The organism is Paenibacillus sp. NEAU-GSW1 (genome assembly GCF_009737085.1).
Classification (GTDB): Bacteria; Bacillota; Bacilli; order Paenibacillales; family Paenibacillaceae; genus Pristimantibacillus.
The window spans coordinates 18067-30837 of sequence record NZ_WOVL01000034.1; the positions used below are offsets into that span (position 1 = coordinate 18067).

A 12771-nucleotide genomic window follows, 5' to 3' on the forward strand; every position below is an offset into this window, starting at 1 on the left:
GATGGAAGAGACGAATAAATGGTTTGTGCAGCTGATGGAGGAGAACGGCATTTCGTTATCCGATCGTCAACTGGATCAGTTTGATACGTATTTCCGCCTGCTTGTGGAATGGAATGAACGGATGAATTTAACCGGCATTACAGAGCGGGATGCGGTTTACGAGAAGCATTTCTACGATTCAGCGGCGCTGTCGTTTTTCATTGATATGAAGGAAGTGACCAGTGTTGCCGACATCGGCTCTGGCGCAGGATTTCCCAGCATCCCATTGAAAATATGTTTCCCCCATTTGAAGGTCGTCATTGTTGATTCATTAAACAAACGAATTCAGTTTTTATCACATTTGGTGGAACAACTGGGTCTTTCGGATGTTCAATGCGTTCATGGCCGTGCGGAAGACATTTCGCGGTTGGCAGAGCATCGTGACCGTTACGATCTTGTAACCGCTAGGGCGGTTGCTCGCTTGAATGTACTAAACGAGTTTTGTTTGCCTTTCACACGCAAGAAAGGTATCTTTGCTGCAATGAAAGGCTCGCAAAGTGAGGATGAGGTTCGCGAAGCAGCCGTTAGCTTGCGTGAATTGAAAGGTGTTGTACGTGCTCAACACAACTTTAAGCTCCCTTTCGAACAATCAGAGCGCTATATTGTGTTGATCGAGAAGACGGATGCAACGCCCCAAAAATACCCACGCAAAGCGGGTACGCCAATTAAACAGCCCATTGTATAGAAATTTGATGAAGAGAGAGTAATGTTTCACGTGAAACATTACTCTTTTTCTTTTGCTAAACAAAAGACTGAAATAGTCAGCAGTTTTATGGCAGAATAAGCATAGAAATGTGATGTCAAGCAGGAAATAAAACGCCGAAGGTCGAAAATTAATATATCGAACAACATAGCCAGGTGGATTTGTATGAATGGCATAGTGTGGTAAAATAGCAGTAGGGCAATTCATACAAACTGGTATATTTCATTGCTAAAGAAATCTATAATTAGAAACGTTGCTTCTTGCTTGAGTTGCGTTTCGTGATCGGGTGATAGTAGATACGATGAAAGAGCAAATTTCCCGTTTATTTGGTCTGAGCGAACAACGGACAGGACAAGAAGAAATTCGTCAAATACCGATAGGTGAGATTGATACAAGTCCGTTTCAACCAAGAACGATTTTTGACGATGACCGGATTGAAGAGCTGTGCCAGACGATCAAAACACATGGCATCATTCAACCGATCGTTGTTCGTATGCGCAATAACCGTTATGAGATCATCGCCGGAGAGCGTCGCTGGCGTGCGGTCACAAAGCTTGGTTACGAGACCATTCCGGCAATTGTCCGCGAATTCAACGATTCACAAACGGCATCTATTGCGCTAATTGAAAACTTGCAACGTGAAAACTTGACTGCTGTTGAGGAAGCGATCGCTTATCAAAAGCTGATTGAGTTGCATCAATTGACGCAGGAAAGCTTGGCGCAGCGTCTAGGCAAGAGCCAATCGACGATTGCGAATAAGCTTCGCTTGTTGGCGTTAAATGACACGATCAAAACAGCACTAATAGAAAGAAAGATAACAGAGCGTCATGCTCGTGCCTTGTTATCGTTAGATAGTGAGGAATTGCAGCTTCAAGTGCTCGAGGAAATTATTGCTAAGGATTTAAATGTAAAGCAGACAGAAGTGCGCATTGCATTTTTGAAGGAATCATCTAAAATAAAGAAAGCGAAGCGGATATCGTTTACGAAGGATGTTCGTCTCGCAGTGAATACAATCCGCCAGTCGATCGAAATGGTAGCCGGATCCGGATTGCCAATTAAGACGAATGAGAAGGATCATGGCGATCATTATGAGATCGTTATTCAAATTCCGAAACAAAAATAGATAGCGTTGGCCCGGTAAACGGCATCGAACGCTCCTATATGCCGCCCTCAAACATGAGGGCGGCGAATCCATTTGTACGAAAAATGTTGGAAAAGATAGGGCAACAAGAATGGCTAACGAAACATTTAGTAGATTGGAACAGGTAGAGGTGAATACGCTTGACTAAAATAATAGCAATTGCCAATCAGAAGGGCGGGGTTGGTAAAACGACGACCACGGTTAATCTCGGGGCTTGTCTGGCATCGCTAGGCCGGAAAGTATTGCTCGTCGATATTGACCCTCAGGGGAATACGACTAGCGGTATCGGGATTAATAAAGCCGATGTGGCAAACTGCATTTATAATGTTCTTATTGATGAAGTGCATCCGAATGAAGCGATGTGCGAAACAGAAATTCCCGGACTGAAAATTATTCCGGCAACGATTCAATTGGCTGGTGCTGAAATCGAGCTTGTGCAGCGTATATCTCGCGAAGTGAGATTGAAGCAAATGCTGCATATGGTGAAGGATCAATTTGATTACATACTGATCGATTGCCCGCCATCCCTAGGGTTGTTGACGATCAATTCGTTAACGGCTGCAGATTCGGTCATCATCCCGATTCAATGCGAATATTACGCATTGGAAGGGTTAAGCCAGCTGTTGAATACGGTCCGTCTCGTTCAAAAGCACTTGAATACAACGCTGCAAATAGAGGGCGTTCTTCTTACGATGCTGGATGCACGGACGAATCTCGGGATTCAAGTTATTGAAGAAGTTAAAAAGTATTTCCAACAGAAAGTATATCAGACGATTATTCCGCGAAATGTACGTTTGAGTGAAGCGCCTTCCCATGGTCAAGCGATCATTACTTATGATCCGCGATCCAAAGGGGCGGAAGTATATCTTGAACTCGCTAAGGAAGTGATTACGTATGAGCAAGCGGCTAGGTAGAGGGCTTGATGCGCTCATTCCATCGCTATCGGTTAATGAGGACGATAAAGTCATTGAGATTGATTTGACGCAGTTGCGCGCGAATCCGTATCAACCGCGTAAGACATTCGATGAAGATGCGATTCGTGAATTGGCGGAGTCGATTAAGCAGCATGGCGTCATTCAACCTATTATTGTGCGCACGGTGTTGAAAGGGTATGAGATCATTGCAGGGGAACGCCGTTTCCGCGCCTCGCAGCTATGCGGCAATACAACGATTCCGGCAGTAGTGCGTTCTTTTACGGATCAGCAAGTGATGGAAATTGCGCTCATCGAGAATTTACAGCGCGAGGACTTGAATGCGATTGAAACGGCTATTGCTTATCAAGGTCTGATGGATAAATTCAAGCTTACGCAAGAGGAATTGTCCATGAAGGTCGGTAAATCCCGTTCTCATATTGCAAACTTCCTACGATTGCTTTCATTGCCTTCCGAAATAAAAGATAATGTTTCACGTGGAACAATTTCGATGGGGCACGCTAGAGCGTTGGTAGGTATTAAAAAAGAATCGGTGCAGAAGGAATTAGCAGATCTAATTGTTTCGCAAGGCTGGAGCGTTCGCCAATTGGAGGAAGCTGTTCAAAAGCTGGAGACGAAAGCAGAAGCTGATCATGTTCCTGCAGCTAAGCCAAAGGCGAAAAATCGCGACCCCTATATTGATAGCATCGAGGAGTCTTTGCGGGAGCGGTTTAAAACGACCGTGAAGATTAAACAACAGAAGGATAAAGGTAAAATCGAGCTGCAATATTATAACAAGCAAGACTTAGAGAGATTGCTCGAATTGCTGCAATATATCGCCCAATAACTAGGGAAAATAGATAGCATACCAAAGTTGTAATCTTCGATTCGAACGATTAAACTAAGGTATGCTATTGTTTTTTTTGCAAAGAAATATGAGGGGTTTTGAAGGTTCTGATCGGTGATTGGAGGCATTGTAATGAGTGAGAAGCCATATATCTATTTAGATCATGCAGCGACATCTTGGCCGAAGCCGCAAGTTGTTATTGAAGCCGTACAGCATGCGATGATTCATGACTCGGCGAATCCGGGAAGAGGAAGCCATCAGATGGCGGTTAGAGCGAGCCGCGTACTGTTTGATACACGCAAACAATTGAGCAAGCTGTTTCGTATTAAAAACCCCAATGACATCGCGTTTGCGGCGAATACAACTGCTGCATTGAATATGGCGATCAAAGGGTATGTGAAACCGGGCGACCATGTTATATCGACTTCGGTTGAGCATAATTCCGTTAGGCGTCCGTTAGAGTTTTTGAAGCAAACGATAGGGATTGAAGTGACCTATGTCGATACGGATGAAAATGGCGTTATGGCCGTAGATCAGATTGCCGCTGCGATAACGGCACGTACGACTTTATTGATCGTAAATCATAGTTCGAACTTGCTGGGTTCGATCATGCCTCTAGCCAGCATTGGTGAATTGGCGCGATCCAAGGGGGTTAAACTGCTCGTAGATGCGGCGCAAAGCGCGGGTATTCTTGAGCTCGATGTGGAAGGCATGGGTATCGATATGCTGGCTTTTCCGGGGCATAAAGGCTTGCTCGGTCCACAGGGCACAGGAGGCTTGTACATCCATCCGAATGTTGATCTGGTTCCACAGCTGCATGGCGGTACGGGGAGTCAATCAGAGGCGCCTGAGCAGCCTAGTGTGCGGCCAGATCGATACGAGGCGGGGACGCAAAACACGCCAGGCTTGGCGGGGTTAAAAGCAGGCGTTCAGTTTGTGTTGAATGAGACGGTGAAGAACATCCATACTAAGGAATGGTCGCTGACGCAGCGAATGATGGAAGGGCTATTGGCGATCGATGGGGTAAAGGTACTGGGTCCAAAGCTTGGCGAAGAACGCACCGGAATTGTTTCGTTAGTAGCGGAAGGAATTGACCCTTCAGAGATGTCGTACATACTCGATCAGCATTATAATATTGCGGTCAGAGCGGGATATCATTGTACGCCGCTTGCGCATGTGCGGGCAGGAACAATGCAGACGGGGGCTGTGCGAGCGAGCGTAGGCTGTTTCACAACAGAAGCGGAAGCGGATGCGTTAGTCGATGCGGTGAGAGAGATTAGAAAGCAATATGCGTTTTAACGAGTTGAATGGACATATGGGGGCGGAGTACTGCAATGGATGAGTGGATGTATAACCCGATGAATGGGGTTACGGTTGTATTGGCATTGTTCGTTATTTTTATCGGAATTCGCGTTCTGGTAGTTGGAAGCCGATTGAAAAAGTTAAGAAAGCAATACGTTGAAGTGATGGGCGGCACAGGCGTTACGGATTTAGAAGAGGTCATCCTTGAACTAAGAAATACAATCGCCGCGCAAGAAGAACATGCGCAGCGTATGCAGAAACAGCTTGAACAAGTGCAGCAAGTGCAGAAGCAAGAAAAAGGCCGCATCGGCGTGTTGCGCTATAACGCATTTGCCGATCAAGGAAGCGACCTGAGCTTTTCCATTGCAGTTGTTAATACGGCGCAAGATGGCGTTGTGCTATCGGGTATTCACAGCCGAGAAAACACGTATGTATATGCAAAGCCGCTCGAAAAAGGCGAATCCAGCTACCCGTTGACGCCAGAGGAGCGGAAAGTGATCGAGCAGGCTAAGTAGCGTCGATGTTAGTCGGATAATAATTCACGGGAGGCGGCCATTTCTCTCGTCCGGGCAACGGCATGAACGCTGTTGACGACAGCGGAGAAAAGGCTGCAAGCGATAACGTCAGCCATTTTCATCACAAGATGAAGGCGAGTGTTCTGCAAAACGAAGTATTCCATAAAGCCGCCGACGTTAACGATTCCCGTAATATGAATGTCTCCGACAGGCGGCAACTCTTTATTGACGCCAGCGCCAGGACGTACGGGGCCGGTTCCAACTTGAATCGAGCCGATGCTGGACACTTGGCCGAGACATGCGTCAATACCAATAACGAAGGGCTTATGAAAGCTGCGGTTGATCTGAAGGATGGTATCCTCCAAATTCATGGCGTGAACGGGTTCCTCCAACGTACCGTAAATGGAGAAGTGGGGACTTTGATATTTTGCGAGCGATGTGCCGATAATAGGTCCAAGTGAATCGCCGGTCGAACGGTCGGTTCCGATGCAAACAATGACAACGGGCCGTCCGGCTGCCATTTCGTTAATCAACAGAGACAAACGGTTGACAAGCATTCCGACGACATTGGTTTCCGTATACGGTACTTTCAGCGGAATATCCTTCGCAAAAGATAGTTTCATAGAATCCCCTCCGTAAATCACAATATGATACTAGTATATGGATGAGAGAACCATTTTATACGTCGAAAACGCAGTACTTTCGTTTTGCCGACTGAGGGAGAGAGGAAATTGATGCTAATCGCCTTCGATTCAACGCAACAGGCGCTTCGTGCAGAGATGCTGCTCGAATACGCAGAGATAGATATTGATATATGCCCGACGCCAAAAGAGATTACAGCCGGCTGCGCGTTATCTATTCATTTTCCCGAGGATGCGCTGCATACGGTAAAAGACGTTATCGTTTCGGAGCATGTAGAGATACGAGGAATTTTCAAGCCGCTTGCTGCGGCTGCCGGATATGAGCAGGTCGAATTGGACTAAGGCGGCTTGAGCAAGTGAAGGCAAGGGATGGTGAAGCAAATGACAGGAAGCGAGCTTGTAGAGTTTCAAAAAGTAATGTCATGGCTGTCAGATGAACAGTTTTGGAGCGGATTCGGACAATCGGTTTTTCGTATAGCCGCAATAATCATTATTGGACCGATCATCATTTGGATTGCCAATAAATTAATTGATCGGGTCATTTTGAATCAAGCAGCCAAAAGACTGCCGAACCAGAGCCGGAGAGTAACGACGGTCGGTAAGCTGATCAAAAACGTATTTTCCTATATCGGGTATTTCATTACGTTTATGATTATTTTATCGGAATTCGGAATCGAGCTGGCGCCGCTTTTGGCAGGAGCTGGCGTAATCGGTCTAGCGATCGGATTTGGCGCGCAGAGCCTGGTGAAAGACATTATTGCAGGCTTCTTTATCATATTGGAAGACCAATTCGCGGTTGGCGACGTCATTCAGACAGGGCAGTTTAAAGGGACGGTAGAGGTCATCGGGCTGCGGACAACAAGGATTTTGAATTGGACCGGCGAAGTACATATTATTCCGAACGGCATGATTAATGAGGTCACTAACTTTTCGATCAACAACTCGGTAGCAGTCGTTGACGTGGCAATAAGCTATGAAGAAGACGTTGATCGGGCGACGACGGTCATTCGTGAGGCAATGAATCAGTTGGAGGACCCAAATCTCGTGAAGCAGCCTGAAATTTTGGGCGTTCAGCAGATTGGCGCAACAGATGTAAAGCTGCGTATTACAGCTGAATGCTTGCCAAGCGCCAATATCGGCGTAGCGAGGTCGATGAATCTGGCGATCAAGAAGGCGCTAGACGAGAATGGAATTGATATTCCGTATCCGAGGATGGTTACCTATCAGCGGAAAGAAGGGGGCGTTGATTGATGGAACGCAAACAATTTGAATTAGGCGACATCGTGCAAATGAAGAAGCAGCATCCATGCGGATCTAACGAAATGGAGATTATCCGGATGGGGATGGATATTCGCATTAAATGTGTTGGCTGTAAGCATAGCGTCCTCATTCCGCGGGCGAAGTTTGAGAAAAATATGAAGAAAGTGCTTCGTTCCGCTCCAAAAGAAGATGAACAGCAGCTGGATGAAGCAGGTCAATAAAGAATGGATAAAGAAGCAGCGCTTTGTCCAATGGAAAAGGCGTCCCAGTAGTCATCAAAGCCAAGATGACAGCGGGACGCCTTTTTTTAACGGGATTTATAAGTTTACGGTTTTGTCGGACACAACTGTTTTACTTAGCCGGGGTTTGCCTTTGAATGAGAAGTAGGTCCAAATGCGAAGCAGATATTCCAAAGGTCCGTACTGGACATATCGAAGCATAAAGCTGGATGCAATTGCTTGAAAGCTGTATATAACAATAGCTAGCAGTATGCCGTAGGTGATTCCGATTTTTCCAAACCAGCCAAGCCCATAGCCATAAAATAGGGTGGTGCAGATGGCCGATTGCATTAGATAATTGGTTAATGACAGTCTGCCGACCGATTCAAAGGCGATGCGAAAGAAGGAAGAGCTGGATAGATGAGATAAGGCTAAAGCGAAGGCGCCGATATAGCCAAGCGCAAGCAGCTGGCCGCCAAATTCAATCAAACCGGCGCTCCAAGTTTTATCGTGCAGAAGAAGCACGCACACGCTTTTTAATCCGGCGCCTAACGGGATGAGCCAGCCAACCATAAGCCAATATCGCCTGCGCTCTTGGTGCGGATTGTGAAACCAGCCTTTTTTAGCCGCAGCAATGCCAAGCAGAAACATAGGGAGCAACATGATGGGCATAGCAACAAATCCTAACAAGATTTTGGAACCGATACCCTTATTGAGAAGCGTAGGATCTTCGGCGCGGAACTTGATGATATCTGAGTAGCTGCCTTGTCCTATTACCGTAATGGAACGTTCGATGTATGCATCGATCTTAGCATCTTTGTTACCAACCTCCTCATTCGGAGAAGCAATAGCAAGTAAACTGGAGCCAACAAACAGAGCGCTTAAGACGGCGGACCAGATGACCAACGTTTTCGCTTTCCTTTTCACAAACAGCAGCAGCAGGAAGCCAATTGCGCCATAAGGCAGCAAAATGTCGCCATCCCACAAATAAAACCCGTGCAGCATGCCAAGCACTATTAGCAACGAAAAACGTCTAACCAGCGATCGCCAGGGAGTGAAACCGCTTTGCGCAAGCCGATCCCGCAGTTTAAAAAGACTGTACCCGAACAGAAACATAAAAATCGGCATAAAGCTTCTTTCCGCTACAATCAGCAAAACCTGATCCATTGCCAAGTCCCAGTTGGACAGACCGAAAAAGTGAAGCTGATCTTTCCCGTACATTCCATACTGAAAAATAAGCATGTTGCAAAGCAGAATGCCTAATAAACTAAAGCCCCGTATTGAATCGATAATGCGTACTCGGTTTCCCGATTGAAAAGATTTGTTCATCTCTCGATCACCTCGGAATTAATGGTAAATGCCGCCGCTAAATGAAAATGAAACGGAAAGATAACAGTCGCTTAATTTTTACCAATTATGTTAAACTGCAGTTAAGGTTGGCATGATAGAGTGATATTGGGTGATGAGCGATGATAACCAATAAGGTATTGATTGTAGACGATGAGCCTTCCATTGTGAAAATGGTGCAGATGGTGCTGCAGAAGGAAGGCTTCAGTCAAATATATACGGCGGGAAGCTGCAAGGAAGCGATTGATCAGATCGCACGCCACGGGGCGGATGTCATTATATTGGATGTGATGCTTCCGGATGGCAGCGGATTGGAGCTTTGCGGCAAACTGCGCGCATACGGCAATCCGTATATATTGTTTTTGACGGCTAAAGTTTCCGATCTTGATGTGCTGGCGGGCTTTGCGATGGGTGGAGACGATTATATAACGAAGCCGTTTAACCCGCTTGAGATTGCGGCGCGCATTAAAGCGCGGCTTAGGCGGACTGATGAACGGACTACTCTAGATGCGGGTCAGCGCAGCGATCGCAAGGTGTACCGATATGGTCGATTCCAGTTAAGCGAGATTGAAGGCGAGCTGCTTGTCGATGAGAAGCCGGTCAATTGTCCGGCGCAGGTTTTTCAGCTGCTGCTTCATTTCTGCAAGCATCCGGGCATCGTATTTTCCAAAACGCAGCTGTATGAGGCGGTATGGGGCATAGACGGCCTAGGGGATGATAATACCGTTATGGTTCATATTCGCCGTATTCGCGAGCGAATTGAATTTGATCCGAGCGCGCCGACGCATCTAATGACCGTCAGAGGACTTGGCTACAAGCTTGTGAAGGAGCCGATGACGCGATGAAGCTGCAACGGCGGATGGCGCTCCATTTCACGTATCAGCAGATCATTTATTCTTTTTTTATCGTATTATTTGTGTTGTCTATTGTTATTGTTGTAATCGGCCTCGTAACCAGAGAGCAAATCCGGCGCAATTTTCCGGTTAACGGTCTGGATTCAATTGTATCGGAAACCTATATGGAGGAAAATAAAATAAAAATTTCTAAAAGCTGGGAAAAGTTATTTCGCCAGTATGAGGCTTGGCTGCAGGTTTTGAATATGCAAGGAGAAGTTATCTATGAATACAATACCGATTCAGAGCAGCCGAAAGCCTATTCCATTCCCCAATTGTTAAGCATACAGGAGTCAAGACGCTATAACGGAGAAATCGTCGATACGCTGTTGGACGAAAGCTATAATCCGCCGATCTTGTTTATGCTAGGCTATGAAAATACGCAACTGGATCAGCTAATGAATTGGCATGACCGCTATGGAAGCAACGGTCGGGTCGACGAAAACAACAGGAAAGCGCTCGAACCGTTACTAAAAGCCTCAGAAAGCTATCTAACAATCATGAATCAAGATGGCGAGCAAATTCAGGCAATTGGCGATCCGGCGCATGCTCCGCCTGCTTACAAACCTTTAGAGATCGTTGCGCTTCGTCAGGCGCCAGGTGATTACGATACCCGGATTGAAGTGTTCCAGGCGAACGAAAACGCGCCGGTCTGGGTGCTGTACTCGCCAAATGATGATCCAAGGTCATCGACTGTGTGGATATTCAGGGAAGCTGTTCAGATTTTGGCGATCATCACGGCTAGCCTTCTGTTGTTATCCTTAATATTGTCGTTGTGGCATGGAAACCGGTATGCGCAGCCGCTTATTTTGTTTGCCGGATGGTTTGAGAGGATGAATCAAGGCAGCTATGAAGAAGTATTTACAGCCAAGGATCGGCGAAAAATATTTAAAGCCAATGGCAAGCTAAGGCATCGCTACCGCTTGTATAAAGAGGTCATTCACAGTTTTTATCAGATGGCTGAGCGACTCGCTCAGACCGAGAAAGACCGCGCCCGATTGGAGCTGCTGCGCGAGGAATGGATGTCGGGCATATCCCATGATCTCAGGACGCCATTGTCGACGGTGCAGGGATATGGTTATATTTTGGAGGAAAGCTCGGCGGATTGGTCGGCGGAAGAACTAAAGGAAATGGGTAGGCAAATTCGCGAGAAAGGCGACTATATGCTGGCGCTCATTTCCGACTTTTCGCATATATCCGAATTGAAGCAGCATGCCGCGACGGTAGAGCTTGTTGCTGTCGATTTGAACGAGGTATTGCGACAATGCGTCTTGCAATACGTCAATGACGCAACGCTGACGACGGCTCAATTCCACTATGATGGGGAAGAGGGGCCGCTGTGGATGAGCGGCAACGAAAAATGGCTGCAGCGATTGTTCGATAATTTGCTGTCCAATGCAATTAAGCATAACCCGGCAAATGTGGTTATCACAGTATCCTGCGGCATGATGAATGACGAGCTGTATGTAAGTGTCGCGGATAACGGGATCGGGATGGACGAGGAAGTAAGGAACCGACTGTTCGAACGCTATTACCGCGGCACGAATACAGAAGAGTCGACTGAGGGTTCCGGTCTGGGGATGAGCATTTCCAAGATGATTGTGGAGGCTCATAACGGAACGATCGAGGTCGAATCGGAGCGGGGAGAGGGTACCGTCATTACGGTGTATTTTCCGAGAAGTACAGGGCGATCCGCTGGCGCATAAATTTTTTGAAGAAAACAAGCGATGGGCACTTGCGCATGTCCAATCGGTATGATATATTATTTATTACATGCGGAGAGGTACCCAAGAGGCCCAAGGGGGCTGACTCGAAATCAGCTAGGCGTGTCAAAGCGTGCGTGGGTTCGAATCCCACCTTCTCCGCCACCTAAATAATAAACAGACAACCTTCTACAAGAACTTGTAGAAGGTTTTTTTATTGCTGAAATACTAATTTATTTAACAAACAAAAGAAGAGAGCTCTTGCGAGCTCTCTTCCGTGACGGCGCTTGATCGTTTGAGTTAATGAATTCACACTTCAAAAGAAAACAGGAGCATGCATTTTACAATCGGAAACAATTCCACTAATGCTTCATCGTTAAATCCGAATGGAATGCGCGTGTGTTACAGATAAGTGTCTTTAGCACAACCCTCCGCTTCTACGCTGAGTGGACCAATTCCTCTTGTAGCCCTTGCACCGTTTGGTTCAACGGAACCACACCTCTCTTCGCGCCGTCATATAGTATGATGTCCGGAAGAACCATGCTTTATACAGCGATCCGTAAAAATAATTTCTAACTGTTGCGGCCCATCCGTTTCCATTTGCGTTCATGATTCGACGTTTCCGGAAAACGCTCGCCTTTTGCAAGCCGAACCTTCTTCGGATCGTTAACGCCCATGTGGAAGGCGTTTACTCCTATTTCAATATAAGTGCCGTCATTCGGTGCACTATCGCCGGGAGAAAAAACCGTCCATTCACCCATACCGCTCACCTCCTTATATGCCGTCTGTCTTTTAGTATGGGCTGCACTGCCTGCGATCATGAACGGGAGAAAACGGAAAACGGAACCGACTTGTCATGCGGTGGGCGATTTGATATAGTATATAGATGCGAGTATGATCCAATCATAACCGCTCCTTGCTCCCTTTGCGGAGCCGTTTAGTCCAAAAGGAGGTGAAACAATATGCGCAAATATGAAGTGATGTACATCATTCGTCCGGACGTAGAGCAAGAACAAGTTCAAGTTCTCGTTGACAAATTCAATGGCATCATCAACAACGGCGGTGAAGTCACTAAGACTGATGTGATCGGCAAACGTCGTCTTGCGTATGAGATCAATAAGATTCGTGATGGTTACTACGTTCTGGTTCATTTCAATGCAACGACTGAAGTTGTGAACGAACTCGACCGCATCATGAAGATTACGGATGAAGTTATCCGTTCGTTGATCGTTAGAGACGTAGCCTAAGCCA

Annotated in this window: 15 protein-coding genes and 1 tRNA gene; 13 read left to right on the forward strand and 3 right to left on the reverse strand. The window is 46.6% G+C overall.

Features of this window, described 5'->3' with window-relative positions:
• Position 1: 1 nt before the first annotated feature.
• The 6 genes from rsmG (at position 2) to GOM71_RS21040 (ending at position 5458) form a co-directional block, all read left to right on the forward strand.
• Positions 2-724 (forward strand): 16S rRNA (guanine(527)-N(7))-methyltransferase RsmG, encoded by a 723-nt coding sequence (rsmG, locus tag GOM71_RS21015; protein WP_156284645.1) that lies wholly within the window; start codon positions 2-4, stop codon positions 722-724.
• A gap of 319 nt (positions 725-1043) precedes the next feature.
• Positions 1044-1865: a nucleoid occlusion protein gene (noc, locus tag GOM71_RS21020; protein WP_156284647.1), complete on the forward strand. Its 822-nt coding sequence runs from the start codon at positions 1044-1046 to the stop codon at positions 1863-1865.
• Positions 1866-2023: 158 nt separating this feature from the next.
• Entirely contained in the window at positions 2024-2797 is a 774-nt protein-coding gene (locus tag GOM71_RS21025) for a ParA family protein (protein ID WP_156284649.1), read from the forward strand.
• A complete protein-coding gene (locus GOM71_RS21030; protein WP_156284651.1) occupies positions 2778-3641 on the forward strand; it encodes a ParB/RepB/Spo0J family partition protein in 864 nt (287 codons plus the stop codon). Before GOM71_RS21025 ends, GOM71_RS21030 begins: the two co-directional genes overlap by 20 nt.
• Before the next feature lie 132 nt (positions 3642-3773).
• On the forward strand, positions 3774-4940 hold the full coding sequence (locus GOM71_RS21035) for an aminotransferase class V-fold PLP-dependent enzyme (RefSeq protein WP_156284653.1): 1167 nt from the start codon (positions 3774-3776) through the stop codon (positions 4938-4940).
• Between the two features lie 35 nt (positions 4941-4975).
• Complete coding sequence (locus GOM71_RS21040) at positions 4976-5458, forward strand: DUF4446 family protein (protein ID WP_156284655.1); 483 nt, start codon at positions 4976-4978, stop codon at positions 5456-5458.
• A gap of 8 nt (positions 5459-5466) precedes the next feature.
• On the opposite strand, the gene yyaC is transcribed toward GOM71_RS21040, so the two are convergent.
• Positions 5467-6081 carry a spore protease YyaC gene (gene yyaC, locus GOM71_RS21045; protein ID WP_156284657.1) on the reverse strand — a complete coding sequence of 205 codons (615 nt, stop codon included), beginning with the start codon at positions 6079-6081 and terminating at the stop codon, positions 5467-5469.
• Between the two features lie 111 nt (positions 6082-6192).
• Here yyaC and GOM71_RS21050 point away from each other — a divergent pair, with 111 nt between their 5' ends.
• The 3 genes from GOM71_RS21050 to GOM71_RS21060 are packed head-to-tail and all read left to right on the forward strand — an operon-like array spanning position 6193 to position 7580.
• A complete protein-coding gene (locus GOM71_RS21050) occupies positions 6193-6441 on the forward strand; it encodes a putative Se/S carrier protein (RefSeq protein ID WP_156284715.1) in 249 nt (82 codons plus the stop codon).
• Positions 6442-6468: 27 nt separating this feature from the next.
• Entirely contained in the window at positions 6469-7350 is an 882-nt protein-coding gene (locus GOM71_RS21055) for a mechanosensitive ion channel family protein (protein WP_253944963.1), read from the forward strand.
• Complete coding sequence (locus GOM71_RS21060) at positions 7350-7580, forward strand: DUF951 domain-containing protein (protein WP_156284660.1); 231 nt, start codon at positions 7350-7352, stop codon at positions 7578-7580. Before GOM71_RS21055 ends, GOM71_RS21060 begins: the two co-directional genes overlap by 1 nt.
• Positions 7581-7676: 96 nt before the next feature.
• On the opposite strand, the gene GOM71_RS21065 is transcribed toward GOM71_RS21060, so the two are convergent.
• On the reverse strand, positions 7677-8906 hold the full coding sequence (locus GOM71_RS21065; protein WP_156284662.1) for a DUF418 domain-containing protein: 1230 nt from the start codon (positions 8904-8906) through the stop codon (positions 7677-7679).
• Between the two features lie 140 nt (positions 8907-9046).
• Between GOM71_RS21065 and GOM71_RS21070 the strand changes: the two genes are divergently transcribed.
• The 3 genes from GOM71_RS21070 to GOM71_RS21080 all read left to right on the forward strand — a co-directional run bounded on the left by GOM71_RS21070 (position 9047) and on the right by GOM71_RS21080 (position 11685).
• Positions 9047-9769, forward strand: coding sequence for a response regulator transcription factor (locus tag GOM71_RS21070; protein WP_156284664.1), 723 nt, complete (start codon positions 9047-9049; stop codon positions 9767-9769).
• Positions 9766-11523 carry a sensor histidine kinase gene (locus tag GOM71_RS21075; RefSeq protein ID WP_156284666.1) on the forward strand — a complete coding sequence of 586 codons (1758 nt, stop codon included), beginning with the start codon at positions 9766-9768 and terminating at the stop codon, positions 11521-11523. Before GOM71_RS21070 ends, GOM71_RS21075 begins: the two co-directional genes overlap by 4 nt.
• A gap of 71 nt (positions 11524-11594) precedes the next feature.
• Positions 11595-11685 (forward strand) — tRNA-Ser (locus GOM71_RS21080).
• Between the two features lie 407 nt (positions 11686-12092).
• On the opposite strand, the gene GOM71_RS21085 is transcribed toward GOM71_RS21080, so the two are convergent.
• Positions 12093-12281, reverse strand: a complete 189-nt coding sequence (locus GOM71_RS21085; RefSeq protein ID WP_156284668.1) for a YjzC family protein — start codon at positions 12279-12281, stop codon at positions 12093-12095.
• A 201-nt stretch (positions 12282-12482) separates the two neighbouring features.
• Here GOM71_RS21085 and rpsF point away from each other — a divergent pair, with 201 nt between their 5' ends.
• On the forward strand, positions 12483-12767 hold the full coding sequence (gene rpsF, locus GOM71_RS21090; RefSeq protein ID WP_156284670.1) for a 30S ribosomal protein S6: 285 nt from the start codon (positions 12483-12485) through the stop codon (positions 12765-12767).
• Positions 12768-12771 lie beyond the last annotated feature (4 nt).